The sequence below is a fragment of the Pseudomonas sp. UV AK001 genome, assembly GCF_046097675.1.
In the GTDB taxonomy this organism is placed as follows: Bacteria; Pseudomonadota; Gammaproteobacteria; order Pseudomonadales; family Pseudomonadaceae; genus Aquipseudomonas; species Aquipseudomonas kribbensis.
In genome coordinates, this window is sequence record NZ_JBJUVZ010000002.1 from 319,547 (window position 1) to 344,458 (window position 24,912).

Genomic DNA, 24,912 nt, shown 5'->3' on the forward strand with positions numbered 1-24,912 from the left:
CGCAAATTCAAACGCCGGCTCAATCGAATAATTCCCGGTGGCCGCCAGCTGGTCATCGGGGTGCCGTTCATCTGGCTGTTCCTGTTCTTCATGCTGCCGTTCTTCATCGTTCTGAAGATCAGCTTTGCTGAAGCAGACGTGGCCATCCCGCCGTACACCGAGATCTACACCTACGCCGAGCAGAAGCTGCAGTTGCTGCTGAATCTGGGCAACTACGCGATGCTCGGCGACGACGAACTGTACATTTCGGCCTACCTCGGTTCGCTGAAGATGGCGTTCTTCAGCACGCTGCTGTGCCTGCTGATCGGCTACCCGATGGCCTATGCCATCGCCAGTGCCCGCAAGGAAGTGCAGACGGTGCTGGTGCTGCTGATCATGATGCCGACCTGGACCGCGATCCTGATCCGCGTCTATGCGTGGATGGGCATCCTCAGCAACAACGGCCTGCTCAACGGTTTCCTGATGAGCATGGGCTTGATCGACGAGCCGCTGCAGATCCTCAACACCAACCTCGCGGTGTACATCGGCGTCGTCTATTCGTACCTGCCGTTCATGATCCTGCCGCTCTACGCCAACCTGGTGAAACACGACACCAGCCTGCTGGAAGCCGCGTCCGACCTGGGTTCGAGCACCTTCAACAGCTTCTGGAAAATCACTGTTCCGCTGTCCAAGAACGGCATCATCGCCGGCTGCATGCTGGTGTTCATCCCGGTGGTGGGCGAGTTCGTGATTCCGGAACTGCTCGGCGGTCCGGAAACCCTGATGATCGGTAAAGTGCTCTGGCAAGAGTTCTTCAACAACCGTGACTGGCCGGTGGCGTCCGCTCTGGCGGTGGTGATGCTGGCGATCCTTATCGTGCCGATCATCCTGTTCAACCGCAGTCAGGCCAAGGAAATGGAGGGTAAAGAATGAAGCGCTTCCGTTTCTCCAGCCTGATGCTGGTGCTCGGCCTGTTGTTCATCTACCTGCCGATGCTGATCCTGGTGATCTACTCGTTCAACGCCTCGAAACTGGTGACGGTGTGGGGCGGCTGGTCGATCAAGTGGTACGTCGGCCTGCTCGACAACACCCAGTTGATGGGCTCGGTGGTGCGCTCGCTGGAAATCGCCTGCTACACCGCCGTCGCGGCGGTGGCGCTGGGTACGCTGGCGGCGTTCGTGCTGACCCGCATCACCCGTTTCAAGGGCCGCACGCTGTTCGGTGGCCTGGTCACTGCGCCGCTGGTGATGCCTGAGGTGATTACCGGTCTGTCGCTGTTGCTGCTCTTCGTGGCCATGGCACAGATGATCGGCTGGCCCCAGGAGCGTGGCATCGTCACCATCTGGATCGCCCACACGACGTTCTGTGCGGCGTATGTGGCGGTGGTGGTGTCGGCGCGTCTGCGTGAGCTGGACCTGTCCATCGAAGAAGCAGCGATGGACTTGGGTGCGCGGCCATGGAAGGTGTTCTTCCTGATCACCATCCCGATGATCGCGCCGTCGCTGGCGGCGGGCGGCATGATGTCGTTCGCCCTGTCGCTGGACGACCTGGTGCTGGCGAGCTTCGTGTCCGGTCCGGGCTCGACGACCCTGCCGATGGAAGTGTTCTCGGCGGTGCGTCTGGGCGTGAAGCCCGAGATCAACGCCGTGGCCAGCCTGATTCTGCTGGCGGTGTCGCTGGTGACCTTCATGGTCTGGTTCTTCAGCCGCCGTGCCGAAGAGGCGCGCCGCAAGGCGATCCAGCAAGCCATCGAAGAAAGCGCTGCCGATTCGTGGAAACAACCGGACGTGCGCCGGGCGCAGACGCCGGAAGCGGCTTAAGTCTGCAAACACAAAAAACCTCGCGACCGGTAACGGCCGCGAGGTTTTTTTATGTCGGTCAGGAAATCCACGGAGACTGGCGAATGACCTCGACGAAATTCATCGGCTTGAACCCCGGCATCTGATCTTTCAGCACATCGGTCTTCACATTGCCGAACGTGGTCTGCGGGCGATGACGCAAGCCGTCGGCAAACGCGCAGATGATGCACTCCTTGAAGCCTTCGCCCCGTGGGTGCGCATGCACCACTGCCTCGCGCTGCACCGTGGTGAACGCCGCGTAGTCCATGCCCAGCACATCCATCTCGACACCCGCCGTCACTAGCGCCACGGTCGGACGCAGATGCTTCGGCACGCCCGGCGTGGTGTGCAGGGCAATCGACAGCCAGACCTGTTCGATGTCGTCGTCGCTCAACCCGTAAGGCTTGAGAAACGCCGCCGCCGCGTTGGCGCCATCGACTTCGAAACGTTCGTTATCGCTGCGGTGCCCTTCGACCAGACCCAGGTCGTGAAACATCGCGCCGACGTACAACAGCTCCGGATCGTAGGCCAGTTGTTTGCGCTCACCGCTCAAGGCACCGAACAGAAACACTCGGCGCGAGTGGTGGTAAAGCAGGTCGGATTCGATGTCGCGGATGTACTCGGTGGTGGCCCGGGCGAGGGCGCTGTCGGGGATCTTGATACCGGCGATGGTCGTGGTCATGTTGAGCTTCCTCGTCGAAAACGCCGTCACGGCGCTGATGGAGAAAGTCTGTTCCCGGGGGAAAAACCGGACAATCGATCCATGGCTGCGATCCTTGCCATTCCACCTGCAAATCGTGCCAGCTCGCTTCTGCGGCGCGGATTGGCTAGGGTTGGCACTGATTCGCCATTCCCAGGGAGCCGACATCGCCATGAACAGAACCGTCGCCATCGTGGTGTTCCCCGGCGTGCAGGCGCTGGACGTCAGCGGGCCCATGGATGTGTTCGCCGAGGCCAATCGCTTTCTGGCGGCGCAGGATCATTACCGGCTCGAGGTGATCGGCGTCGAGTGCGGGCCGATGGCGTGTTCCAACGGGCTGACCCTGAGTGCGCATCGGCACTTCAGCGACGTGCGGGAAGCTTATGACTTGCTGCTGGTGGCCGGCGGACCGCAGTTGCCGTTCCTGGATTTCGGTGAGGCGTTCGATGCGTGGTTGCGCGAGGCCTGCGGGCGGGCGCGGCGGTTCGGTTCGATCTGCAACGGTGCGTTCATGCTCGCCCGTGCCGGGCTGCTGGACGGGCGCACGGTCACCACTCACTGGAACGACGCCGACGCATTGGCGCAGCTGTGCCCGTCGAGCCGGGTCGAGGCCGACCGGTTGTACGTCGAGGATGGTCAGCTCTACACCTCGGCGGGGGTGACGGCGGGGATCGATCTGTCGCTTTACCTGCTGGCACGTGATTACGGTGCCGAAGTGGCGCTGAGCGTGGCCAAGCGGCTGGTAGTGTTTACCCAGCGCTCGGGCGGGCAGTCGCAGTTCAGCCCGTTCCTCACGCCGCATGCCGAACCGACGTCGGCGGTGGCGATGGTGCAGCTGTATGTGCTGGCCAATCTCACCGGCGACCTGACCATCGCCGACCTGGCGAATGCCGCCAACATGAGTGCGAGGAATTTCTCCCGGGTGTTTACCCGGGAAGCGAAAGTCACTCCGGCGGAGTTCGTCGAGCGGGCGCGGGTGGATGCGGCGCGGGTGATGCTCGAAAGCACTACGGCGCCGCTGAAGACGGTGGCGTATCAGTGCGGGTTTCGCGATGCGCAACACATGCGCAGTGTCTTCAACCGGCGGCTGGGGGTGACGCCGCATCAGTTTCGGCTGAATTTTGCGGCGATGGTTTGAGCGACGCTTATTGCGCCGCTCGCGCCGGCAACAGCTTCAAGGTACTGCGCGTATTCGCCGTCACCTCTTCATCACTGAAATGCGCTTGCACATACAGCCCGTCCACATACGCCTCCGCCTGATCGTCATAGTGGCTGTCGAACGGCACGCCGCTCTGGCCGACCGGGTTGATGGTCAGGCTGTGGGCCGGATCGGCGAAGTCCACCAGTCGCCGGGTCGACGGCCCATAGGTCACCGGCCACGGCGCCGGGCCGATCTTCGCCGAGAGGTTGTTCGGTACTTCGTGGGAGCCGGGTGCGGCGAACGGGCCGACGTTGAAGATGCGGTCCAGCGGCTTCTGCTGCCCCAGCGGATGACCATGGGTCAGCGTGTGTGCCTTGCCCCATAGCCAGCCGGAGGCATCGTCGCCGAGGGTCTGCTTCAGATGCGTGATGCTGGCCTGCCACGCGGTGCGCACGGTGTCGGCGCGGGTTTCCTTGCCCGGGGTGTTGCGATTGTCCCACCACGGTGAATCGGCGTTCGCCGCCAGGCGTGGCAGCGCTGCATCGAGCACGCGGGTCGACAGCAGTGTCTCGAACATGTCGTTGCCCAGTTCATCGCGCATCGCCGCGTCGGCCAGGTCGTAGAGGAACTGGTTGAACACCGTGGCGCTGACCGAATCCAGCGGGTAGTCGCCTTGCCAGCGCGCCAGTTGCTCGACCAGTTTCAGCTGCGCCGGGTCGGTCACCACTTCACGCAGTACCGGCAACAACGGCGCCAGTACGCGCGGGCCATAACCGGTGGTAGTGCCCAGTTGCAGCTTCTGGTTGGCTTCGTTGTCCCACTTCACGTTCTTGTCGGCGAGCTGGCGGTTGAGCTGCTGGCCGCGGTCGGCGAGGTTGTAGTAACCGGGAATCTCCATGCCGGTCGGCGACACGGGCTGGAAGTTGGCCGAGACGATATAGCCCCGCGCCGGGTTCTCTTCCTGCGGGTTGGCGCTGAACGGGAAGTAGCCGTCCTTGTCCGCCTGATTGCTGCTGCCATCGAGGATGAATTCGGGTTTGACCCCGGCCGGCCGCTTGGGCAGCAGCGCCGAGGCCCACCAGGCGATATCGCCCTTGGCGTTGGCGTAGACGATGTTCAGCCCCGGTGCCTGCACTTTGGCTGCTGCGGCACGGGCCTTGGCCAGGGTGTCGGCGCGGTTGAGCTGGTAGAAACCTTCGAGGATCGGGTTTGGCGTTTCGAGGAATGCCCACCACATCGCAATCGGGGTTTTTCCGGCCGCAGTGCCGAGGGCGTCGTTGACGATCGGCCCGTGGGGCGACTGGCGCAGGGTGATGGTCACCGGCGCCTGGCCTTTCACCGCAATCTGCTGCTCGGTGCTGACCATGTCGGTCCACTGGCCGTGGTACCAGACCTGATTCGGGTTGTCCGGATTGACCTTCTCGGCGATCAGGTCCAGGTCATCGTTCTGGAACATGGTCAGGCTCCAGCCGAAATCCAGGTTATGCCCCAGAAACGCAAACGGCACCAGCGCCTGATGATGGCCGTAGAGTTCAAAACCCGGTGCCGACAGCTGCGCTTCGTACCACACCGACGGCACCGAGAAACGGATGTGCGGATCGCCGGCCAGCAACGCCTTGCCGCCCTTGCTGCGACTGCCGGCAATCACCCAGGCGTTACTGCCTTCGAACTGCGGCAGGCCGTTGTCGATCAGTGCCTGTTCGCTGAGGCGGGCGAGGGCGTTCAGGTCTTTCCAGTCATCGGCAGCGAGGGCCGGTGCAGTGCCGGCGCGGCCCTTGGCGAGCACGCCCTTGGGCTGCCAGTCGAGGTCAAAGACGTTGAGGTAATCGGCGCCGAGCTGATCGCGCACGTAGGTCAGCAACGGTTCGGTGCGAAACGCAGCGGCGAAGCTGTAGGCCATGTAGCCGGCGACGCTGATGGTGTCTTCGGCGGTGAACGGCCGCTTGGGGATGCCCAGCACGTCGAACTCGACCGGGGCGGCGTGCGAGTCCTGATACTGGTTGATGCCGTCCAGATAGGCTTGCAGGGCCTTCCACGCCGGTGACTGCTTGTCGAGACCGGCCACGTAACTGGCGGCGCGCTCGCGGATGCGCAGGCTGCGGAACAGCTTGTCGGTGTCGAGCAGTTTCGGCCCCAGCACTTCGGCCAGTTCACCCCGGGCCAGGCGGCGCATGGCTTCCATCTGGAACAGCCGGTCCTGGGCGTGCACATAACCGAGGGCACGATAGAGGTCGGTTTCGTTTTCGGCACGGATGTGCGGCACGCCGCGCTCGTCGTAACGCACGGTCACCGAGCCTTGCAGGTTGCGCAGTTCCACCTGGCCCTGACGCGTCGGTTGCTTGCTGTACACGTACCAGCCGCCGGCGGCGAGCAGGACAACGATGAGCAAGGCAAGAACGGTGAAGACGCGTTTCATGGTGACTCCTTGTGCATTCGGGATTGCCGCCCGTCGGGCTGCAAACAATTAGCACACGCCTCGTGTGCCGTGCATCGCTGTCCTTGAAATGTCCGGAATGCCTTACTTCGTCTCCACCGGCCACGGGCAGTAGCAACCGACCGCCAGCGTGTGGGTGGCATTCACCGGACGATCGTCACTCAACGCCTGCAGGATCGGTTCGATAAAACTGTTGCTGGAATTACAGGTCAGGCCTTCGCTGTAGGGGCCGAAGTACGCCAGTTTGCCGCTGCGGTCCCAGATCGCCACGGCCGGGCTGGCGGGAATCTGTTCGGAGCCGGGCAGCACCGCGATGGTCTTCAGGTTGCTGAGGGTGGCCGGTAACTGGCCGTGGCTGCCGGCCTTCTGCACGGCGAAGAATTCAACGCCCTTGGGGCCGAACTGTTCGACCATCTCGGTCAGGTGCTGTTGATTGCCGACGTTGCACGGGCAGGCCGGGTCCCAGAAGTGCACCAGGCGGATATTGCCGGGGCCGGCGAGGTCGTCGGGCAGGCGCAGCGGGTCGCCGGAAAACACCGCGGTATGTTCGCTGAACGCCCGCAGATAGCGGCCCTGAAACCAGTCGTACGCAGCCCACAGCACGCCGGCACACACGATGGCGAGCAGGCTGGCAAACAGTGCGGTGCGGTAGGGCGGGCGCATGGTTTTCGATCCTCAGAGGCGCGCTAGCTTGCCATGCTTGCTTCTACAGATGAATATCGCAGGCCGATAAAGTCCGTTTACCGTTCTGGAATTGCCCATGTCTGTTGCTTTCGATCCCGATCATCTGCGTGCGAGCCTCAAGCCGTTGGCCGAGTGGCAGCCGTTGTCCGAGGAGGCGAAGGCGTATCAGCGGTTCTACCAGACCGACTTCCCGGAGCGCGATGTCTGGCGTGGCATGGGCCGCTTCGACGTCGATGGTTATGAACTCGTCAGCCATTGCTGGTGGCCGGCGGAAACGGCCAAGGCCACGCTGTTTCTGGTGCACGGTTTTTATGACCACACCGGTCTTTACCGGCATGTGATCGAGTGGGCGCTGGATCAGGGGTTTGCGGTGATTGCCTGTGACTTGCCCGGGCATGGTCTGTCGAGCGGGCCACGGGCGAGCATCCGCGATTTCTCCGAGTATCAGGATGCGCTGCAGGGTTTGTTCGCCGAGGCGCGCTCGATTGCGTTGCCGCAGCCGTGGCACCTGTGCGGGCAAAGCACCGGCGGGGCGATCATTGTCGATCACGTGCTCAATCACGGTGAGAACAGCCCGGCCCAGGGCCAGTTGATTTTGCTGGCGCCGCTGGTGCGTCCACGGGCCTGGGGTTGGTCGCAGTTCAGTTATTACCTGTTGCGGCCCTTCGTCCGGGGCATCGCCCGGCGTTTCAGCGAGAACTCCAACGACCCGGATTTCCTGCCGTTCCTGCAGGCCGATCCGTTGCAGCCCAAACGCCTGCCGACGGCGTGGGTCGGGGCGTTGTCACGCTGGATCAAACGGGTGGAATACGCGAAGAAGAGTACGCGTCGGCCGCTGATCGTCCAGGGGCAGGCAGACATGACCGTGGACTGGCAGCACAACCTGCAAGTGATGAAGTGGAAATTCGACCGGCCGCAGATTCTGCTGCTGGCCGAGGCGCGGCATCACCTGGCCAATGAAACGGCGCCGATGCGCGAGGAGTATTTCGAGTTTCTGAACAAGCGGATCAAGGGCCGCAATCCCTAGATCACTGGTTGAGGTTCGAGGTGCTCTGGCCGACGGCCAACCCGGCGCGAATCGCTGCCAGCGCGGCCTGATAGTAGGCCTTGCCTTCGGTGGATTCGGCGAAGGTCGCGAACTCCTCCAGTTCTTCATCCGACAGATCGCGATAAACGTACAGCAGCGTGTTGTTCAGGTCGGCGCCGATCTGATCCATCAGGCGCTGACGTTGACCGTTCAACATGCCTTGGGCCTGGCCACCGCCGAGCAGGCCGGGGATCATCGAACTTAGGCTGTCCGCCGCCACGCCGGCAATCGCCAGGCTGACTTCGGCGCCGGCTTCGCGGGCGGGCAGGGCTTGGGCGAGGTGGCCGATGATCAGCAAACGACTGTCACTGGCCGGCATCTTTGGCAGGCCCTTGGCGTTTTTCGCCAATTGATCGCGACGGGTCGCCAGCAGTTCGGCGGCGACAATCTTCTTGCCCAGCGGTGACTGAAAGAACGACAGGGCCGGTTTCGGATCGGCGAGGTTCTTGCGCAGTTGCGCTTCGGCGCGTTGATCCACGGCCTGCGGAGCAAAGCGCTGATTGCTGTTGTTCACCAGCGCCTGAAACACCGCCGGCGGCAGGCTGCTCTGGTAGCGCTGTTGCGCGGCACTCAGGGCGTCATTGAAATGCGCACGTTGGTCCGGCCAGCCGGCGACCTTGTACAACTGGTCGTGGCCGTCTGCCCAGGCGGGCAAAACGCAGAACATCAACAGTGAAAAAAGCAAACGGCGCATAGGGACTCCTGTCGGCAGCGGACTATTCTCCGTGCGGTGCCAGTACTTGTCGAGAATTCGTATCAAGCCGCCGCGTGGCTCTGTCGGAATTCTTGCCGCAGGCATACTATGCGCGCCATGCAAATATCCTCTGAACACCCGCTGCTGTTACGTATCGTCGACGACCTGGCCGAGCGTGGCTGGTCGCAGCAGAACATATTCCTGCCTGCGGATCTGACCCGCGCGCTGGCCGCCGAGTGCCGTAAACGTGAGGCCGAAGGTGAACTGGCACCGGCGGGCGTCGGACGCGGGCCGTTTTCGGAGGTCCGCGAGGGCATTCGCGGCGACCATATCCAATGGATCGATCCCGGTCAGGCGGAGGCCAGCGACCGTTATCTGAACCTGATGGACAGCCTGCGCGAGGCCCTCAATCGCGGACTGTTCCTCGGTCTGGAAGATTTCGAATGCCATTTCGCCCTGTACCCGCCGGGCGCGTTCTACCGCAAGCATGTCGACCGCTTTCGCGACGATGACCGGCGCATGGTTTCGGCGGTGATCTACCTCAACGACGGCTGGCTGCCGGAGGATGGCGGGCAGTTGCGCATGTATCTGGAAGGTGATCGGGTCCATGACGTGCAACCTACCGGCGGTTGTCTGGTGGTGTTCCTCTCCGGTGAAGTGCCCCACGAAGTGTTGCCGGCGCAGCGTGAACGCTTGTCGCTGACCGGCTGGTTCCGCCGCCGTGGCAACGAGCCGTTCTGAGATGCAGAAGATCCTCGTCAGTCGCTGCCTGCTCGGCCACCGCGTGCGTTACGACGGTGGGGCCAGCGGGCCGTTCGATCTGCTGGAACGGTGGATTGCCGAGGGACGCGTCGTACCGTTGTGCCCGGAAGTGGCCGGCGGCTTGCCGACGCCTCGGGCGGCGGCGGAGATTCCGGGCGGGCAGGGCAGTGAAGTGCTCGATGGCCTTGCGGCGGTGATCACCACTGAAGGCGAGGACGTCAGTGCGCAGTTTCTCGATGGCGCCCGCCAGGCGCTGGCGCTGGTGCAGAAACACGGGATCCGAGTGGCGGTGCTCAAGGCCAACAGCCCTTCGTGCGGGAATCTGCTGACCTATGACGGGACGTTCAGTGGGGTGAAAGTGAGTGGCGAGGGGGTTACTGCTGCGTTGCTGAAGCGCCATGGGGTGCAGGTCTTCAGCGAACTCGAACTGCCGCAGGCTGCACAAGTGCTCAAGGCACTCGACTAGACACAGTCACTTCAGGTCTTCAGAGGCCTGCACGCTCAACCACTTCTTCGACAACGCCTCCAGCCGCCCGTCCGCCCTGATCCGCTGCAACGCATTCTCCAGACTCGCCTGAAACGCCGGGTTGCCCTTCTGAAACGGAATCGCCAGATCCACCGGCGGCCCGACCTTCGTTTTCTCTTCCGTCAGCGCCTGGACCAGCACCAGCGGGCGGGGCTGTTCATCCTTTTTCGCCAGCAGCTGCGCATTGACCTGCGTGTAAGGTTGGCTCACGTCGAAACGATCCTTGAGTTCCGGGGTCAGTGCTATGTGGTTGAGCGCGACGTCGTACTTGCCGCTTTCGACGCCCTGGAGCAGATCGGCTTCGTCGGTGACGATGAAGTCGGCGCGTACATCCAGTTCGTTGGCCAGCTGTTGCCCAAGCTCGACCTCGAACCCCGTGAGTGTGTCGCCGTCCTTGAAATTGAAGGGCGGTGTATTAGCCTCTAGGGCTATGCGCAGCTCGCCACGGTCGTTGACGTCATCAATCAGTTCGGCGTGAGCCAGCGGGCTCAGAAGGGGTAGCAGGCAGATCAGGCCAGGCAGAAAACGCATGGTCACTCCTTTGAAATCATTGTCGCGGCCTGTTGGTCAGGCTCGCTTTGCTATGGTTGTCGAGTGCCTTCGACAACGAATGGTCATGAAGTTGTCATGACCGCGCGGATTTTACGGAAAAACTGGAGAAGAGAATGAAAACATTCATGTCACGTGCTGCTTTGGCTGGTTTACTGATGGGCGTTTCGGTGCTGGCCAGTGCGGCCACGCCTGCCCCGAAGGGGGCCGAAGTGTTCATCGTTTCTCCCGAAGACGGAGCAAAGGTTTCGCAGACCTTCACCGTCAAGTTCGGCACCAAGGATGTCGCGCTGGCACCGGCCGGTGATGCCACGCCGAATACCGGTCACCACCATCTGCTGATCGACGCCAAGGAGATTGTTCCGGCCGGCGCAGTGGTACCGACCGACGCCAACCACATGCATTTCGGCAAGGCCCAGACCTTCGCCGAGATCAAACTGGCGCCAGGCAAGCACACCTTGCAGCTGGAGCTGGGCGACAAGAACCACATGGCTTTCGATCCGCCCGTGGTCTCGAAGAAAATCACCATCACCGTGGAATGATTTTTCCACCGGCATGAAAAAGGGAGCCCCGAGGGGCTCCCTTTTTTGTGGCTCAGCGCCGGATCAGAACAACACGCGGCTACGGATGGTGCCGTTGACGTGTTGCAGCTTCTCTTGCGCCAGCTCCGAGTACTCGGCGTCGACGTCGATGACCACGTAGCCGACCTTCTCGTTGGTCTGCAGGAACTGACCGGAAATGTTGATGCCGTTTTCGGCGAAGACCTTGTTGATCTCGCTCATCACACCCGGGATGTTCTCGTGGATGTGCAGCAGACGGTGCTTGCCAGGGTGAGCCGGCAGGGCCACTTCCGGGAAGTTCACGGACGATACCGAGGTACCGTTGTCGCTGTACTTGACCAGTTTTTCTGCCACTTCCAGACCGATGTTGGCCTGCGCTTCAGCGGTGGAGCCGCCGATGTGCGGGGTCAGGATCACGTTGTCCAGGCCACGCAGCGGGCTTTCGAACTCTTCGTCGTTGGAGCGCGGCTCGACCGGGAACACGTCGATGGCGGCGCCGATCAGGTGTTTGTCCTTGATCGCAGCGGCCAGGTGGTCCAGCTCGACCACGGTGCCGCGTGCAGCGTTGATCAGGATACCGCCCTTCTTGATGGCGCGGATTTCCTTCTCGCCGATCATCCACTGGGTCGCAGCGGTTTCCGGAACGTGCAGGGTGACGATGTCGGACATGCCCAGCAACTCGTGCAGGTTGCCGACCTGGGTCGCGTTGCCCAGCGGCAGCTTGGTCACGGTGTCGTAGAAGAACACCTGCATGCCCAGGCCTTCAGCCAGGACCGACAGCTGAGTACCGATCGAGCCGTAGCCGACGATGCCCAGTTTCTTGCCACGGATCTCGAAGGAGTTGGCTGCGGACTTGATCCAGCCGCCACGGTGGCAGGAAGCGTTTTTCTCTGGGATGCCGCGCAGCAGCAGGATCGCTTCGGCCAGCACCAGCTCGGCCACGGAGCGGGTATTGGAGTACGGTGCGTTGAACACGGCGATGCCGCGCTCGCGGGCCGCTTCCAGGTCGACCTGGTTGGTGCCGATGCAGAAACAGCCGACTGCCACCAGCTTCTTCGCGTGATCGAAGATCTCTTCGGTCAGTTGGGTGCGCGAACGAATGCCGATGAAGTGAGCGTCAGCGATCTTTTCCTTGAGCTGGTCTTCCGGCAGGGAGCCAGTCAGGTATTCAATGCTGGTGTAGCCCGCCGCCTTGAGGACGTCGACAGCCGATTGGTGGACGCCTTCGAGAAGAAGGAACTTGATCTTGCTCTTATCGAGAGAAGTCTTGCTCATCTGCGTAAACCTGTATCCCGGAGAAAAATGGCAGGAAATGGTCAACAGACATTGACCTTGACGACAAGAAAGCCGTCACCGCAGAACCGCCGTTGGGCACTGGCCTGCGGGGTCGGTATGCTAGCATAGCCGCCCCGCTAATCACTCATTCCTGCGACGTGAAGCGTTCTCAGGATGACCATGAATTGTTCGAGAGTTCTGTCGATGACCAATCCTGCCCTGATTGATGAACTGAAGACCCTGGTCGAGCCTGGCAAGGTCCTGACCGATGCCGACTCCCTGAACGCGTACGGCAAGGATTGGACCAAGCACTTCGCCCCGGCGCCGAGCGCCATCGTGTTTCCCAAGACCATCGAGCAGGTGCAGGCCATCGTCCGCTGGGCCAACAAACATAAAGTGGCGCTGGTGCCATCGGGCGGACGCACCGGTCTTTCCGCCGCTGCCGTGGCCGCCAATGGTGAAGTGGTTGTCTCGTTCGACTACATGAACCAGATTCTCGACATCAACCTCACCGACCGCACCGCCGTGTGCCAGCCGGGCGTGGTCACCGAGCAACTGCAGAACGCGGCCGAAGAACATCATTTGTACTACCCGGTGGACTTCGCTTCCGCCGGTTCCAGCCAGATTGGCGGCAACATCGGCACCAATGCCGGCGGGATCAAGGTCATTCGCTACGGCATGACCCGCAACTGGGTGGCGGGCATGAAAGTCGTCACCGGCAAGGGCGATGTGCTGGAACTGAACAAGGACCTGATCAAGAACGCCACCGGTTATGACCTGCGCCAGCTGTTCATCGGCGCCGAAGGCACCCTCGGTTTCGTGGTCGAAGCCACCATGCGTCTGGATCGCGCGCCGAAAAACCTGACCGCGATGGTCCTCGGCACCGCCGATTTCGACTCGATCATGCCGGTGCTCCACGCCTTCCAGGGCAAACTCGACCTGACCGCATTCGAATTCTTCTCCGACAAGGCCCTGGCCAAGGTCATGGGCCGTGGCGATGTCCCTGCACCGTTCGAGACCGATTGCCCTTTCTATGCCTTGCTGGAATTCGAAGCGACCACTGAAGAAGTGGCCAACAGCGCCCTGGAAACCTTCGAACATTGCGTGGAGCAGGGCTGGGTACTGGACGGCGTGATGAGCCAGAGCGAAACCCAGTTGCAGAACCTGTGGAAGTTGCGCGAGTACATCTCCGAAACCATCTCCCACTGGACGCCGTACAAGAACGACATCTCGGTCACCGTGTCGAAAGTCCCGGCGTTCCTGCGGGAAATCGACGCGATTGTCGGCAAACACTACCCGGATTTCGAAATCGTCTGGTTCGGCCACATAGGCGACGGCAACCTGCACCTGAACATCCTCAAGCCCGACAACCTGAGCAAGGACGAGTTTTTCGCCAAGTGCGCCACCGTCAACAAGTGGGTGTTCGAAACCGTCGAGAAGTACAACGGTTCGATCTCCGCCGAACACGGTGTGGGCATGACCAAGCGCGACTACTTGACCTACAGCCGCTCGCCGGTGGAAATCGAATACATGAAAGCGGTCAAGGCGGTGTTCGACCCGAACGGCATCATGAACCCGGGCAAGATCTTCGCGGTTTGATTGGCAATCCCTGATGAATCAATGAAGGCAGGAGTCGGTAATGAGCTATCAGCACCAGTATGTCGACGGTACGCGGATTCATTTTCCGCTGGGGAAAGTGGTGTGCATCGGCCGTAACTACGCCGAACACGCCAAGGAACTGGACAACCCGGTCCCTACCGAGCCGCTGCTGTTCATCAAGCCGGGCAGTTGCGTGGTACCGCTGGAAGGCGGTTTCAGCATTCCGACCGAGCGCGGCTCCGTGCATTACGAAGCGGAAATCGCCGTATTGATCGGCAAACCGCTGTCGACCAAACCGAGTCGTGAAGAAGTGCTGGACGCAATCTCCGGTTTTGCTCCGGCACTGGACCTGACCCTGCGCGACAAGCAGGCCGAACTCAAGTCCAAGGGCCTGCCGTGGGAAATCGCCAAGTCGTTCGACGGCGCGGCGGTGATCGCACCGTTCGTGGCTGGCAGCACTTTTGCCGATCTGACCGACATCGGCATCCGCCTGACCATCAATGGCGAAGTGCGCCAGGACGGCAACAGCAGCGCGATGCTCAACCCGATCGTGCCGATGATCCAGCACATGGCCGGCTGCTTCTCGCTGCAGGCCGGTGACGTGATCCTCACCGGCACGCCGGTGGGCGTGGGACCGCTGAACGTTGGCGATGACATCGTGCTGGAACTGCCGGGCGCCAGTCGCTTCACCAGCAGCGTGCGCTGATCCGGGTATCGCGTTCCCGAGCGGGAGGTTGCCGGTTTGAGTTGAATGCTCAAGCCGGCAACCTCCCGTTTTTGTTTTGTGATCGAGCCTGCAAAGACGCAGGGCAATCCCGCCATTTGCCGTTTTTTTCACATCTTGTCCGGATAATTCCGGTCATCCTGGCGTCTGAGCCGGCCTCTTTGTGCTATTACCCATAGCCTGAATTTTCGGAACGCGTCCTCTGATGTCATCTCAAACTCAGCTCAACCCTGCCCGTCGCTCACGTTTCGCCCTGCGCTGGTATTACTGGCTGTTGCTGGTAATTGCTGCCGCGTACGGTCTGGCGCATGCCATGCATTGGGATGACCGCGGCCTGCTTTGGGTGCGCGAGCGCTTCGAAAGCCCGACCGAGCGCAAGGACAGTGTCTGGCTGCCGGACTATCGGGTGGTGATCGATGGCAAATTGCTGCCGGGCATGGAAAAGGACGAGGCCTCGGACCTGTCCTACGACCCGCAGACCAAGACCCTGTTTTCGGTGATGGGCAAGAACCCGTTCCTGGTCGAGCTGACCTTGCAGGGCGACGTGCTGCGCAAGATGCCGCTGGTGGGCTGGATCAACCCGGAAGGCGTGACGGTCATGGGCAACGGCTTGCTGGCCATCGTCGACGAGCGTGAGCACATGCTGTCGATCGTCAAGGTCGATGCCAATACCCGCGAGCTGAAGCGCGACGATTTCCCGAAATACGACCTCGGTCCGTCGAAAAACCAGAACAAGGCCTTCGAAGCCATCACCTGGGACGCCCGCAATCAACGACTGTTGCTGGGCGAAGAGCGGCCACCGGCGCTGTTCACCTGGAAAAGCGACGGCAGCCAGACCCTCACCGGCGACAAGCAGAAGCTGCCGAACGACGATCTGGACATCCGCAACCTCTCGGCGCTGGCAATTGACCCGCGTACCGGCCATACCCTGGTGCTGTCCGCCGATTCGCATCTGCTGCTTGAGCTGGACGAGAAGGGCGAGCAAGTCAGCTTCATGACCCTGCTCGGCGGTTTCAACGGCCTGAAGAACACCATTCCCCGCGCCGAAGGCGTGACCATGGACGAGCAGGGCACGCTGTACATGGTCAGCGAGCCGAACCTGTTCTACCGCTTCGAAAAGCAGAAATAACCTGCCCGCCGCCGCAAGGCTGTCGTTTCGAGCAAGTGGCCTTTAAGCTTCGATTCAGACAGGCGTGATATTTCATCCGCCTGTTTTGATCCCGAGCCCAGCCCGCATGCGTCGATTTGTCCGTCCCAAGCCACTTCTGATCATCCTTTCGGTGATTGCCCTGATCGCATTGATTGCGATCGGCCAATACCTGCGTCTGTTCGAGCGCGCCTGGTTCAACCTGCAAAGCCACTGGCAGCCCCACAGCATCGAAGCGATCAATCTGGATCAGTACCGCGTGGACATCGAGGCCCGGGTCATCGAAGGGCTTAACGATGACGTCTCGGCGCTGACCTACGATCCGGTGCGCAAGAGCCTGTTCACCGTCACCAACAAGAATGCCGAGCTGATCGAGCTATCGCTGGAGGGCCGGATCCTGCGCCGTGTCGCACTGATCGGCTTCGGCGATGCGGAGGCGGTGGAGTTCATCAGCGCCGATACCTACGTCATCAGCGATGAGCGTCAGCAGCGGTTGATCAAAATTCATCTGGAGCACGACACCGCGTTCCTCGATGCGGCGGACGCCGAGCAGATGACACTCGGCGTACACATGAGCGGCAACAAGGGTTTCGAAGGTCTGGCCTACGACTCGGTGGGCAAGCGTTTGTTCGTGGCCAAGGAGCGCGACCCGATGCTGATCTATGAAGTGCACGGCTTTCCGCACTTCAACCCGGAAAAGTCCTACGCAGTGCATGTGATCAACAACCCCAAGCGCGACGCCGGGATGTTCGTGCGTGACCTGTCGAGCCTGCAATACGACGAACGCAGCGGCCATCTGCTGGCGCTGTCGGACGAGTCGCGGTTGATTCTGGAGCTGGATGTGGACGGACGCCCGTTGAGCACGATGTCGTTGAGCGGTGGTCGGCAGGGACTGAAAAAAACCGTGCCGCAGGCGGAAGGCATCGCGATGGATGACGACGGGACGTTGTATCTGGTGAGCGAGCCGAATCTGTTTTACGTCTTCAAGAAGCCTGCGCAGAATTAACCAACACCACAAAACACTGTGGGAGCGAGCAAGCTAGCTCCCACAGGTTTTTCATCTGCCCACAAATATGTGTGCAGCCTGGTTTATTCAGCTTTGAGGGTCTTCACGCCTTCACTCGTACCCAGCAACAGCAGATCCGCCGGACGCGCCGCGAACAGGCCGTTGGTGACCACGCCGACGATTGCATTGATCTGCGCTTCCAGCTCCACCGGGTTGGTGATCTGCAGGTTGTGCACGTCGAGGATGATGTTGCCGTTGTCGGTCAGCACGCCTTCACGGTAGACCGGGTCGCCGCCCAGCTTCACCAGTTGGCGGGCGACGTGGCTGCGAGCCATCGGAATCACTTCCACCGGCAGCGGGAACGCGCCGAGCACCGGCACCAGTTTGCTGCCGTCGGCGATGCAGATGAAGGTCTTGGCCACGGCCGCGACGATCTTCTCGCGGGTCAGGGCTGCGCCGCCGCCCTTGATCAGGTTCAGGTGCTCGTCGCTTTCGTCGGCGCCGTCGATGTAGAACTCCAGGTCGCTGACCGTGTTCAGTTCGTACACCGGAATGCCGTGGCCCTTGAGGCGCGCAGCGGTGGCTTCGGAGCTGGCGACCGCGCCATCGAATGCACCCTTGTGCTGGGCCAGGGCGTCGATGAAGCAGTTGGCGGTGGAGCCGGTGCCGACGCCGATGATGCTCTTGTCGTCGAGTTTCGGAAGGATGAAGTCGACGGCGGCCTGGGCCACGGTCTGTTTGAGTTGATCCTGGGTCATGCGGGCTCCGGAAGCGGGCAAGGTAAGAACGGAAAGGCCGGCATTATAGCCGCAAGCCGGGCTAAAACCTCTGCAATCGTGTGGTCGTCCGGCCGAAAGCCGGGTTAGACTCGTTGGTCCCGCCCAATCGCCAGTGATGCTTTCCGATGCTCGAACAGTACGTCAAGAAGATCCTCACCTCGCGCGTTTATGACGTTGCCGTAGAAACCCCGCTGCAGAACGCTCGCCAGCTCTCCGAGCGGCTGGGCAACGACATCTGGCTCAAGCGCGAAGACTTGCAGCCGGTGTTCTCGTTCAAGATTCGCGGCGCCTACAACAAGCTGACCCAGTTGAGCGATGAAGAACGCGCTCGTGGCGTGGTCACCGCGTCGGCGGGCAACCATGCCCAGGGCCTGGCCCTGGCGGCGAAAGTGCTGGGCGTGAAAGCGACCATCGTGATGCCCAAGACCACCCCGGAGATCAAGGTCGAAGGCGTGCGTTCCCGTGGCGGCAAAGTGGTGCTGCACGGCGATTCGTTCCCGGAAGCCCTGGCCTACTCGCTGAAACTGGTCGATGAAAAAGGCTACGTCTACATCCACCCGTACGACGATCCGCACACCATTGCCGGGCAGGGCACCGTGGCGATGGAAATCCTGCGCCAGCACCCGCAGCCACTGGACGCGATCTTCGTGCCGGTGGGCGGTGGCGGCCTGATCGCCGGCATCGCGGCCTACGTGAAGTACCTGCGGCCGGACATCAAGGTCATCGGCGTCGAGCCCGACGACTCCAACTGCCTGCAGGCTGCGATGGCGGCGGGCGAACGCGTGGTGCTGCCGACCGTGGGCATCTTCGCCGACGGTGTGGCAGTGGCGCAGATCGGCCAGCACACGTTCGATATCTGCAAGGATTACGTCGATGAGGTGATCACCGTCAGCACCGACGAGATCTGTGCGGCGATCAAGGACATCTACGACGACACCCGTTCGATCACCGAACCGGCCGGCGCTCTGGGCGTGGCCGGGATCAAGAAGTACGTCGAACAGCGCGGCGTCAGCGGCAAGACTTTCGTCGCCATCGATTCCGGGGCCAACGTCAACTTCGACCGCTTGCGCCATGTCGCCGAGCGCGCCGAGCTGGGCGAGGGCCGCGAAGCGATCATCGCCGTGACCATCCCGGAGCAGGCCGGCAGCTTCAAGGCGTTCTGCGAAGCCATCGGCAAGCGCCAGATCACTGAATTCAACTACCGCTACAACACCGGCAGCGAAGCGCACATCTTCGTCGGCGTGCAGACTCACCCGGAAAACGACCCGCGCAGCGCGCTGCTGGCGAGCCTGACCGAACAGGGTTTCCCGGTACTGGACCTGACCGACAACGAACTGGCCAAGCTGCATATCCGCCACATGGTCGGCGGGCGCGCGGCGCAGGTGGTCGATGAAGTGGTGCTGCGCTTCGAGTTCCCGGAGCGTCCGGGCGCGCTGTTTAACTTCCTCAACAAGCTCGGCGGGCGCTGGAACATCTCGATGTTCCACTACCGCAACCACGGCGCGGCGGACGGTCGTGTGGTCGCCGGCCTGCAAGTGCCTCACGACGAGCGACATCTGGTTCCCGCAGCACTGGCGGAAATCGGCTACCCGTACTGGGATGAAAGCGACAACCCGGCCTATCAGCTGTTTCTTGGCTGAGCGGCTACGCTGATGGGCAGGCCATAAGGAAATTCGACAATGGAAACGTTAACTGCCCTGAAAACGGCGCACATGGTCGCCACCGTGGTTCTGCTGGCGAGTGCGCTGGGGCTGGGCGTCTGGGTTTTACTGGCCCGGCGCAAGGGTGATGCGACGGCGGGCAGCCGCACCTTGCAGCGGCCACGGGTGTTTGTCTGGCTGCTGATGGGCCTGGCGCTGCTGAGCATGCCTTTCACCGGCTGGTGGATGGTGCATCTGGTGGGCTGGCCGCTGGGGCAGACGTGGATTCTGGCCTCCAGCGTGCTGTACACCGTGGCGGCGCTGGCGTGGTTCTGGCTGCTGGTGCGCTTGAACCGCTTGCGCAAGACGCCGGGCGGTGTGGGCAGGTTCAGCTTTGCCCTGGCGCTGTTCAGTTTTGTCTGCTTTGTCGCGATTGCCGGGTTGATGGGCGCCAAGCCGGTTTAAAGCCCGGCGCCCGATCTCGAGATCAATCGCGCAGCGAAATGACCGACCAGCCACGCTTCTCGGCTTCGGCCCGCAGATTCGGGTCCGGATCGACGGCGACCGGATTCACCACCTGCTCCAGCAGCGGCAAGTCATTCATCGAGTCGCTGTAGAAGTAGCTGTCTTCCAGCGAATGCCCGGTTTCTTCCAGCCAACGGTTCAGGCGCGTCACCTTGCCTTCGCGGAAGCACGGCACGTCGGTGCTGCGCCCGGTGTAGCGGCCGTCCTGCATCTCGCACTCGGTGGCAATCAGGGTTTCAACGCCCAGGCGTACGGCAATCGGTGCAGTGACGAAGCGGTTGGTGGCGGTGATGATCACCAGTTTGTCGCCGGCGTCGCGGTGCTTTTTCAGCAACTCGACGGCTTTTGGCAACATCAGCGGCTCAATGCAGTCGCGCATGAAATCGCTGTGCCATTGCTCGAGCACGGCCATGTCGGTGCGGCCGAGGATTTCCAGGCAGAAGTTCAGGTACGCGGCGTTATCCAGTTTGCCCGCCAGATAATCCTGGTAGAACTCGTCGTTGCGCGCCTTGTAGGCGATCGGGTCGAGGAAGCCGCGTTCACACAGATAGTCGCCCCAGGCGTGATCGCTGTCGCCGCCCAGAAGGGTGTTGTCCAAATCGAATAAAGCCAGGCGCATTGCAGTTACCCGCTGAAAAGTCAGTAAAAAGGCCACAAGAATACGGTCTTTTCACAAGAGTGCACATAAGCTCGGAACCTTCGTTGCCGCCTTCACAAGCTTTGTGGAACAATGCGGCGACATGCGTTTGCGAGGTTGTTGCCGTGATCGACCCCGATGGTTTCCGTCCTAATGTCGGGATCATTCTGACGAATGACGCCGGACAGGTGCTATGGGCTCGCCGTATCAATCAAGATGCCTGGCAGTTTCCACAGGGAGGAATCAATCCCGAGGAGACGCCGGAAGACGCCTTGTACCGCGAGTTGAACGAAGAAGTGGGCCTGGAACGCGAAGATGTTGAAATTCTCGCCTGTACCCGGGGCTGGTTGCGCTATCGTTTGCCGCAACGTCTGGTGCGAACCCACAGCCAACCGCTGTGCATCGGCCAGAAACAGAAGTGGTTTCTCCTGCGCCTGATCTCCAACGAGCAGCGGGTGCGGATGGATTTGACCGGTAAACCGGAGTTCGATGGCTGGCGCTGGGTCAGCTATTGGTATCCGCTGGGCCAGGTGGTGACATTCAAGCGCGAGGTGTATCGCCGCGCTCTCAAAGAGCTTGCCCCGCGCCTTTTAGCGCGCGACTGACGACGGAGTTCGACCCCGAGCCATGCTCAATACGCTGCGCAAGATCGTCCAGGAAGTTAACTCCGCCAAGGATCTCAAGGCGGCGTTGGGGATTATTGTGTTGCGCGTCAAAGAGGCCATGGGCAGCCAGGTCTGCTCGGTCTATCTGCTTGATCCCGAGACCAACCGCTTCGTCCTGATGGCCACCGAGGGCTTGAACAAGCGCTCGATCGGCAAGGTCAGCATGGCACCCAACGAAGGTCTGGTCGGCCTGGTCGGCACGCGTGAAGAACCCCTGAACCTCGAAAATGCCGCGGATCACCCGCGCTACCGCTACTTCGCCGAAACGGGCGAGGAGCGCTACGCCTCGTTCCTCGGGGCGCCGATCATTCACCACCGCCGCGTCGTCGGCGTGTTGGTCATCCAGCAGAAAGAACGCCGCCAGTTCGATGAAGGTGAAGAAGCCTTCCTCGTGACCATGAGCGCGCAGCTCGCCGGCGTAATCGCCCACGCCGAGGCCACCGGGTCGATCCGTGGCCTGGGCCGTCAGGGCAAGGGCATCCAGGAAGCCAAGTTCGTCGGTGTACCGGGTTCGCCGGGCGCGGCGGTCGGTACGGCGGTGGTCATGTTGCCGCCAGCCGACCTCGATGTCGTGCCGGACAAGTCTGTCGACGACATCGATGCCGAAATAAAACTGTTCAAGAAGGCGCTTGAAGGCGTGCGCGCCGACATGCGCAACCTGTCGACCAAACTGGCCACCCAGTTGCGTCCCGAAGAACGCGCGTTGTTCGACGTGTATCAGATGATGCTCGATGACGCGTCCCTCGGTAACGAAGTCAAAACCGTGATCAAGACGGGTCAGTGGGCCCAGGGTGCGCTGCGTCAGGTGGTGACCGACCACGTCAACCGTTTCGAATTGATGGACGATGAATACCTGCGTGAGCGGGCGTCGGATGTGCGTGACCTCGGTCGCCGTCTGCTGGCCTACCTGCAGGAAGACCGCACGACCAACATGGTTTTCCCCGACAACACCATCCTGGTCAGTGAAGAGCTGACCGCCACCCAGCTCGGTGAAGTGCCGGAAGGCAAGCTGGTGGGGCTGGTCTCGGTACTGGGTTCGGGTAACTCCCACGTCGCGATTCTGGCCCGGGCCATGGGTATCCCGACGGTGATGGGTGTCGTCGACTTGCCGTACGCCAAGGTCGATGGCATCCCGATGATCGTCGACGGGATCAAGGGCGAAATCTACACCAACCCGAGCGAAGTGCTGATCAAGCAATTCGCCGACGTGGTGGAAGAAGAGAAACAACTGGCGCTGGGCCTCGATACCCTGCGCGACTTGCCGTGCGTGACCCTCGACGGTCACCGCATGCCGCTGTGGGTCAACACCGGCCTGCTGGCGGACGTGGCGCGGGCGCAGAAGCGTGGGGCCGAAGGTGTCGGTCTGTACCGCACCGAAGTGCCCTTCATGATCAACCAGCGCTTCCCGAGCGAGAAGGAACAACTGGCGATCTACCGCGAGCAGCTCGCCGCGTTCCACCCGCAACCGGTGACCATGCGTACGCTGGACATCGGCGGTGACAAGGCGCTGTCGTACTTCCCGATCAAGGAAGACAACCCGTTCCTTGGCTGGCGCGGGATCCGCGTCACCCTCGACCACCCGGAAATCTTCCTGGTGCAGACCCGTGCGATGCTCAAGGCCAGCGAAGGCCTGAACAACCTGCGGATCCTGCTGCCGATGATCTCCGGCATCCATGAGCTCGAAGAAGCGTTGCACCTGATCCACCGGGCCTGGGGCGAAGTGCGCGACGAAGGCACCGATGTGCCTATGCCGCCGGTGGGCGTGATGATCGAGATTCCGGCGGCGGTCTACCAGACCAGAGAACTGGCGCGGATGGTGGACTTCCTGTCGGTGGGTTCCAACGACCTCACCCAGTATCTGCTGGCCGTGGACCGCAACAACCCGCGCGTGGCCGACCTCTATGACTACTTGCACCCGGCGGTGCTGCAAGCCTTGCAGATCGTCGTGCGTGACGCCCATGCCGAAGGCAAGCCGGTGAGCATCTGCGGCGAGATGGCCGGTGACCCGGCGGCAGCGGTGCTGTTGATGGCGATGGGCTTCGACAGCCTGTCGATGAACGCCACCAACTTGCCGAAGGTGAAGTGGATGCTGCGTCAGATCAACCTGAGCAAGGCGAAGGATCTGCTGGCGGAACTGATGACCATCGACAACCCGCAAGTTATCCACAGCTCGCTGCAACTCGCGCTGAAGAGTCTCGGGTTGTCGCGGATGGTCAAACCGCTCTGAACAGAAGATCGCAGCCTTCGGGCTGCGATTTTCAGAGATTGATCTCCACTTCCCCCAGATGCCCGCCATACGGCCCGAAACTGCGCTCCACCATCCGCCGCGTCCCGTCCGCCTGCACGATCAACGCCGTACTCGCCCGCGTCCCGTAACTCTGGCTGGCAATAAACACACTCGACAGCAGCGACTCGGTCGCCAGCCCCACACCGGTGTCCGGCAGTTCGGCAAACGGTGCCGTCTGCGCATCCCCCAACAGCGCGAGCAATTGCTCGGGTTGCGGATCATCCAGCACCGCACTCAATGCCGCCTTGGCCTTGAGCAGTTTCGGCCACGGTGTATCCAGCCCCGCGTTTGAAAGTCCATAAATGCCCGGCTGCAACATCACCGGTTCCGAAGACCGCACGTTGAAATGCCACATCTCGTTGGCATTGCCCAGCAGCAGATTGAACCCGGCATATTCCGGCGAGCGGGCGACAACGTCGGACAAATAGTCATCGATCGACAGGTTCCCGGTGAGAAATCCCGCCACCAGTTCACCCCGGGAGCGCCGGGCCGGAGGCTGATGCGGATCGCGGATGTTGGTCAGCGCGGCAAAGCGGCCGTTGGCGCCGAGGCCGAGCCAGGTGCCGCCGGCCTCCAGATCCCGTCCGGCATGAACCTGTGGCGACTCGGGCCACTGGGCCAGCGGCAGGCTGGGCCGGGCGTAGAATTCGTCACGGTTGGCCGCGACGATCAGCGGCTGGGCATGCCCCGGCCGCCAGGCGAAAACGATCAGGCACATAAGGTGGTCCTTGTGTGTTTTTTGCCCACTCTACGCAGACATCGTCCGTGCATCCATCGCCAGTGGAGCCGAAGGGTATCCATCCGTTACCATGCCGCTCCGGTTTTGGGATGCGCCTCTGGAGGCAGTCATGGAATTTCTGCTCTATCTGGCGCTGGGTGCCTGTGCAGGCGTACTGGCGGGGCTGTTCGGGGTTGGCGGCGGGATCATCATCGTCCCGGTGCTGGTGTTCAGTTTCACCTTGCAGGGTTTCGATCCGTCGATCCTGACCCACCTGGCCGTCGGCACGTCGCTGGCGACGATCATCTTCACCTCGGTCAACGCCGTGCGTGAACATCATCGACGCGGTGCGGTGCGCTGGCCGATTTTCGCCTGGATGACCGTCGGGATCCTGCTCGGGGCCGGTTTCGGCGCACTGACCGCTGAAGCGATCTCCGGGCCCAACCTGCAGAAGATCATCGGTGTGTTCGCCCTGGTGATCGCGGCGCAGCTGGCGCTGGACGTCAAACCCAAGGCCAGCCGAACGGTGCCCGGCAAACTCGGTCTGACCGTGGCCGGCAGTGTGATCGGCTGGGCGTCAGCGATTTTCGGCATTGGCGGCGGCTCGCTGACCGTGCCGTTCCTGACCTGGCGCAGCGTGCCGATGCAGCAGGCCGTGGCGACCTCGTCGGCCTGTGGCCTGCCGATCGCTTTGGCAAGTGCAATAAGTTTCATGATTCTGGGCTGGCATGATCCGTTGCTGCCGGCCCATAGTCTCGGGTTTGTGTATCTGCCGGCGCTGCTGGGCATTGCGCTGACCAGCATGGTGTTCGCCCGGATCGGTGCGCGGCTGGCGCACAAGTTGTCGCCGAAGTTGCTGAAACGGCTGTTCGCCGCTTTGCTGTTCTGCGTGGGGCTGAGCTTTTTGTTCTGAGGCGTTTGTTCCGAGCAGGCCACAATCCTGGCTTAATCCTGAG

Annotated in this window: 25 protein-coding genes; 16 read left to right on the plus strand and 9 right to left on the minus strand. The window is 61.9% G+C overall.

Going from position 1 to position 24,912, the window contains the following annotated elements:
- Positions 1-30: 30 nt before the first annotated feature.
- Positions 31-912, plus strand: a complete 882-nt coding sequence (locus ACKLNA_RS09485) for an ABC transporter permease subunit (protein WP_170931574.1) — start codon at positions 31-33, stop codon at positions 910-912.
- Positions 909-1,799: an ABC transporter permease subunit gene (locus ACKLNA_RS09490; RefSeq protein WP_249482978.1), complete on the plus strand. Its 891-nt coding sequence runs from the start codon at positions 909-911 to the stop codon at positions 1,797-1,799. Before ACKLNA_RS09485 ends, ACKLNA_RS09490 begins: the two co-directional genes overlap by 4 nt.
- A 58-nt stretch (positions 1,800-1,857) precedes the next feature.
- On the opposite strand, the gene ACKLNA_RS09495 is transcribed toward ACKLNA_RS09490, so the two are convergent.
- Positions 1,858-2,499 (minus strand): HD domain-containing protein, encoded by a 642-nt coding sequence (locus ACKLNA_RS09495; RefSeq protein ID WP_408985708.1) that lies wholly within the window; start codon positions 2,497-2,499, stop codon positions 1,858-1,860.
- Between the two features lie 190 nt (positions 2,500-2,689).
- Here ACKLNA_RS09495 and ACKLNA_RS09500 point away from each other — a divergent pair, with 190 nt between their 5' ends.
- Complete coding sequence (locus ACKLNA_RS09500) at positions 2,690-3,655, plus strand: GlxA family transcriptional regulator (RefSeq protein ID WP_408985709.1); 966 nt, start codon at positions 2,690-2,692, stop codon at positions 3,653-3,655.
- 7 nt (positions 3,656-3,662) lie between these two features.
- On the opposite strand, the gene ACKLNA_RS09505 is transcribed toward ACKLNA_RS09500, so the two are convergent.
- Together ACKLNA_RS09505 and ACKLNA_RS09510 are read right to left on the minus strand one after the other, a co-directional pair.
- On the minus strand, positions 3,663-6,074 hold the full coding sequence (locus ACKLNA_RS09505) for a penicillin acylase family protein (protein ID WP_408985710.1): 2,412 nt from the start codon (positions 6,072-6,074) through the stop codon (positions 3,663-3,665).
- A gap of 102 nt (positions 6,075-6,176) precedes the next feature.
- Entirely contained in the window at positions 6,177-6,755 is a 579-nt protein-coding gene (locus ACKLNA_RS09510) for a DUF6436 domain-containing protein (protein ID WP_114886176.1), read from the minus strand.
- 97 nt (positions 6,756-6,852) lie between these two features.
- Here ACKLNA_RS09510 and ACKLNA_RS09515 point away from each other — a divergent pair, with 97 nt between their 5' ends.
- Positions 6,853-7,803 (plus strand): alpha/beta hydrolase, encoded by a 951-nt coding sequence (locus ACKLNA_RS09515; RefSeq protein ID WP_408985711.1) that lies wholly within the window; start codon positions 6,853-6,855, stop codon positions 7,801-7,803.
- 1 nt (position 7,804) lies between these two features.
- On the opposite strand, the gene ACKLNA_RS09520 is transcribed toward ACKLNA_RS09515, so the two are convergent.
- Entirely contained in the window at positions 7,805-8,557 is a 753-nt protein-coding gene (locus ACKLNA_RS09520; protein WP_408985712.1) for a DUF2059 domain-containing protein, read from the minus strand.
- A gap of 108 nt (positions 8,558-8,665) precedes the next feature.
- Between ACKLNA_RS09520 and ACKLNA_RS09525 the strand changes: the two genes are divergently transcribed.
- Together ACKLNA_RS09525 and ACKLNA_RS09530 are read left to right on the plus strand one after the other, a co-directional pair.
- Positions 8,666-9,298, plus strand: coding sequence for a 2OG-Fe(II) oxygenase (locus tag ACKLNA_RS09525; RefSeq protein ID WP_085709011.1), 633 nt, complete (start codon positions 8,666-8,668; stop codon positions 9,296-9,298).
- Between the two features lies 1 nt (position 9,299).
- A complete protein-coding gene (locus tag ACKLNA_RS09530; RefSeq protein ID WP_408985713.1) occupies positions 9,300-9,785 on the plus strand; it encodes a DUF523 domain-containing protein in 486 nt (161 codons plus the stop codon).
- Between the two features lie 6 nt (positions 9,786-9,791).
- On the opposite strand, the gene ACKLNA_RS09535 is transcribed toward ACKLNA_RS09530, so the two are convergent.
- On the minus strand, positions 9,792-10,376 hold the full coding sequence (locus ACKLNA_RS09535) for a transporter substrate-binding domain-containing protein (RefSeq protein ID WP_408985714.1): 585 nt from the start codon (positions 10,374-10,376) through the stop codon (positions 9,792-9,794).
- A 134-nt stretch (positions 10,377-10,510) separates the two neighbouring features.
- On the opposite strand from ACKLNA_RS09535, the gene ACKLNA_RS09540 reads away from it, so the two are divergent.
- Positions 10,511-10,936, plus strand: a complete 426-nt coding sequence (locus tag ACKLNA_RS09540) for a DUF4399 domain-containing protein (RefSeq protein ID WP_085709014.1) — start codon at positions 10,511-10,513, stop codon at positions 10,934-10,936.
- A 63-nt stretch (positions 10,937-10,999) separates the two neighbouring features.
- Here ACKLNA_RS09540 and serA read toward each other — a convergent pair whose 3' ends face one another.
- Positions 11,000-12,229 (minus strand): phosphoglycerate dehydrogenase, encoded by a 1,230-nt coding sequence (gene serA, locus ACKLNA_RS09545; protein ID WP_085709015.1) that lies wholly within the window; start codon positions 12,227-12,229, stop codon positions 11,000-11,002.
- A 204-nt stretch (positions 12,230-12,433) separates the two neighbouring features.
- Between serA and ACKLNA_RS09550 the strand changes: the two genes are divergently transcribed.
- The 4 genes from ACKLNA_RS09550 (at position 12,434) to ACKLNA_RS09565 (ending at position 16,705) form a co-directional block, all read left to right on the plus strand.
- Complete coding sequence (locus ACKLNA_RS09550; RefSeq protein WP_408985715.1) at positions 12,434-13,828, plus strand: FAD-binding oxidoreductase; 1,395 nt, start codon at positions 12,434-12,436, stop codon at positions 13,826-13,828.
- A gap of 40 nt (positions 13,829-13,868) precedes the next feature.
- Positions 13,869-14,534 carry a fumarylacetoacetate hydrolase family protein gene (locus ACKLNA_RS09555; RefSeq protein ID WP_085709017.1) on the plus strand — a complete coding sequence of 222 codons (666 nt, stop codon included), beginning with the start codon at positions 13,869-13,871 and terminating at the stop codon, positions 14,532-14,534.
- A 223-nt stretch (positions 14,535-14,757) separates the two neighbouring features.
- Complete coding sequence (locus ACKLNA_RS09560) at positions 14,758-15,681, plus strand: SdiA-regulated domain-containing protein (RefSeq protein ID WP_408985716.1); 924 nt, start codon at positions 14,758-14,760, stop codon at positions 15,679-15,681.
- Positions 15,682-15,787: 106 nt separating this feature from the next.
- Positions 15,788-16,705, plus strand: a complete 918-nt coding sequence (locus ACKLNA_RS09565; protein ID WP_408985717.1) for an SdiA-regulated domain-containing protein — start codon at positions 15,788-15,790, stop codon at positions 16,703-16,705.
- An 83-nt stretch (positions 16,706-16,788) separates the two neighbouring features.
- Here ACKLNA_RS09565 and rpiA read toward each other — a convergent pair whose 3' ends face one another.
- Positions 16,789-17,463, minus strand: coding sequence for a ribose-5-phosphate isomerase RpiA (rpiA, locus tag ACKLNA_RS09570; RefSeq protein WP_408985718.1), 675 nt, complete (start codon positions 17,461-17,463; stop codon positions 16,789-16,791).
- A gap of 146 nt (positions 17,464-17,609) precedes the next feature.
- On the opposite strand from rpiA, the gene ilvA reads away from it, so the two are divergent.
- Complete coding sequence (gene ilvA / locus ACKLNA_RS09575) at positions 17,610-19,124, plus strand: threonine ammonia-lyase, biosynthetic (RefSeq protein WP_114886161.1); 1,515 nt, start codon at positions 17,610-17,612, stop codon at positions 19,122-19,124.
- Between the two features lie 39 nt (positions 19,125-19,163).
- Positions 19,164-19,589, plus strand: a complete 426-nt coding sequence (locus ACKLNA_RS09580) for a DUF2269 domain-containing protein (protein WP_119427503.1) — start codon at positions 19,164-19,166, stop codon at positions 19,587-19,589.
- Positions 19,590-19,611: 22 nt separating this feature from the next.
- Here ACKLNA_RS09580 and ACKLNA_RS09585 read toward each other — a convergent pair whose 3' ends face one another.
- Positions 19,612-20,268: an HAD family phosphatase gene (locus tag ACKLNA_RS09585; RefSeq protein WP_085709023.1), complete on the minus strand. Its 657-nt coding sequence runs from the start codon at positions 20,266-20,268 to the stop codon at positions 19,612-19,614.
- Between the two features lie 143 nt (positions 20,269-20,411).
- Between ACKLNA_RS09585 and ACKLNA_RS09590 the strand changes: the two genes are divergently transcribed.
- The gene (locus tag ACKLNA_RS09590) at positions 20,412-20,891 is read left to right on the plus strand and encodes an RNA pyrophosphohydrolase (protein WP_003229203.1); all 480 of its coding nucleotides are present in this window, start codon (positions 20,412-20,414) and stop codon (positions 20,889-20,891) included.
- Positions 20,892-20,913: 22 nt separating this feature from the next.
- The gene (gene ptsP, locus ACKLNA_RS09595; protein WP_085709024.1) at positions 20,914-23,178 is read left to right on the plus strand and encodes a phosphoenolpyruvate--protein phosphotransferase; all 2,265 of its coding nucleotides are present in this window, start codon (positions 20,914-20,916) and stop codon (positions 23,176-23,178) included.
- A 31-nt stretch (positions 23,179-23,209) separates the two neighbouring features.
- Here ptsP and ACKLNA_RS09600 read toward each other — a convergent pair whose 3' ends face one another.
- On the minus strand, positions 23,210-23,956 hold the full coding sequence (locus ACKLNA_RS09600) for an NRDE family protein (protein ID WP_408985719.1): 747 nt from the start codon (positions 23,954-23,956) through the stop codon (positions 23,210-23,212).
- Positions 23,957-24,086: 130 nt separating this feature from the next.
- Here ACKLNA_RS09600 and ACKLNA_RS09605 point away from each other — a divergent pair, with 130 nt between their 5' ends.
- A complete protein-coding gene (locus tag ACKLNA_RS09605; protein ID WP_085709026.1) occupies positions 24,087-24,869 on the plus strand; it encodes a sulfite exporter TauE/SafE family protein in 783 nt (260 codons plus the stop codon).
- Positions 24,870-24,912: the final 43 nt, after the last annotated feature.

Excerpts from the sequence above, each read along its gene's own strand:
- ACKLNA_RS09490 (WP_249482978.1), top strand. The coding sequence starts at position 909 with ATGAAGCGCTTCCGTTTCTCCAGCCTGATGCTGGTGCTCGGCCTGTTG.
- ACKLNA_RS09495 (WP_408985708.1), bottom strand. The coding sequence starts at position 2,499 with ATGACCACGACCATCGCCGGTATCAAGATCCCCGACAGCGCCCTCGCC.
- ACKLNA_RS09500 (WP_408985709.1), top strand. The coding sequence starts at position 2,690 with ATGAACAGAACCGTCGCCATCGTGGTGTTCCCCGGCGTGCAGGCGCTG.
- ACKLNA_RS09505 (WP_408985710.1), bottom strand. The coding sequence starts at position 6,074 with ATGAAACGCGTCTTCACCGTTCTTGCCTTGCTCATCGTTGTCCTGCTC.
- ACKLNA_RS09510 (WP_114886176.1), bottom strand. The coding sequence starts at position 6,755 with ATGCGCCCGCCCTACCGCACCGCACTGTTTGCCAGCCTGCTCGCCATC.
- ACKLNA_RS09515 (WP_408985711.1), top strand. The coding sequence starts at position 6,853 with ATGTCTGTTGCTTTCGATCCCGATCATCTGCGTGCGAGCCTCAAGCCG.
- ACKLNA_RS09520 (WP_408985712.1), bottom strand. The coding sequence starts at position 8,557 with ATGCGCCGTTTGCTTTTTTCACTGTTGATGTTCTGCGTTTTGCCCGCC.
- ACKLNA_RS09525 (WP_085709011.1), top strand. The coding sequence starts at position 8,666 with ATGCGCGCCATGCAAATATCCTCTGAACACCCGCTGCTGTTACGTATC.
- ACKLNA_RS09530 (WP_408985713.1), top strand. The coding sequence starts at position 9,300 with ATGCAGAAGATCCTCGTCAGTCGCTGCCTGCTCGGCCACCGCGTGCGT.
- ACKLNA_RS09535 (WP_408985714.1), bottom strand. The coding sequence starts at position 10,376 with ATGCGTTTTCTGCCTGGCCTGATCTGCCTGCTACCCCTTCTGAGCCCG.
- ACKLNA_RS09540 (WP_085709014.1), top strand. The coding sequence starts at position 10,511 with ATGAAAACATTCATGTCACGTGCTGCTTTGGCTGGTTTACTGATGGGC.
- serA (WP_085709015.1), bottom strand. The coding sequence starts at position 12,229 with ATGAGCAAGACTTCTCTCGATAAGAGCAAGATCAAGTTCCTTCTTCTC.
- ACKLNA_RS09550 (WP_408985715.1), top strand. The coding sequence starts at position 12,434 with ATGACCAATCCTGCCCTGATTGATGAACTGAAGACCCTGGTCGAGCCT.
- ACKLNA_RS09555 (WP_085709017.1), top strand. The coding sequence starts at position 13,869 with ATGAGCTATCAGCACCAGTATGTCGACGGTACGCGGATTCATTTTCCG.
- ACKLNA_RS09560 (WP_408985716.1), top strand. The coding sequence starts at position 14,758 with ATGTCATCTCAAACTCAGCTCAACCCTGCCCGTCGCTCACGTTTCGCC.
- ACKLNA_RS09565 (WP_408985717.1), top strand. The coding sequence starts at position 15,788 with ATGCGTCGATTTGTCCGTCCCAAGCCACTTCTGATCATCCTTTCGGTG.
- rpiA (WP_408985718.1), bottom strand. The coding sequence starts at position 17,463 with ATGACCCAGGATCAACTCAAACAGACCGTGGCCCAGGCCGCCGTCGAC.
- ilvA (WP_114886161.1), top strand. The coding sequence starts at position 17,610 with ATGCTCGAACAGTACGTCAAGAAGATCCTCACCTCGCGCGTTTATGAC.
- ACKLNA_RS09580 (WP_119427503.1), top strand. The coding sequence starts at position 19,164 with ATGGAAACGTTAACTGCCCTGAAAACGGCGCACATGGTCGCCACCGTG.
- ACKLNA_RS09585 (WP_085709023.1), bottom strand. The coding sequence starts at position 20,268 with ATGCGCCTGGCTTTATTCGATTTGGACAACACCCTTCTGGGCGGCGAC.
- ptsP (WP_085709024.1), top strand. The coding sequence starts at position 20,914 with ATGCTCAATACGCTGCGCAAGATCGTCCAGGAAGTTAACTCCGCCAAG.
- ACKLNA_RS09600 (WP_408985719.1), bottom strand. The coding sequence starts at position 23,956 with ATGTGCCTGATCGTTTTCGCCTGGCGGCCGGGGCATGCCCAGCCGCTG.
- ACKLNA_RS09605 (WP_085709026.1), top strand. The coding sequence starts at position 24,087 with ATGGAATTTCTGCTCTATCTGGCGCTGGGTGCCTGTGCAGGCGTACTG.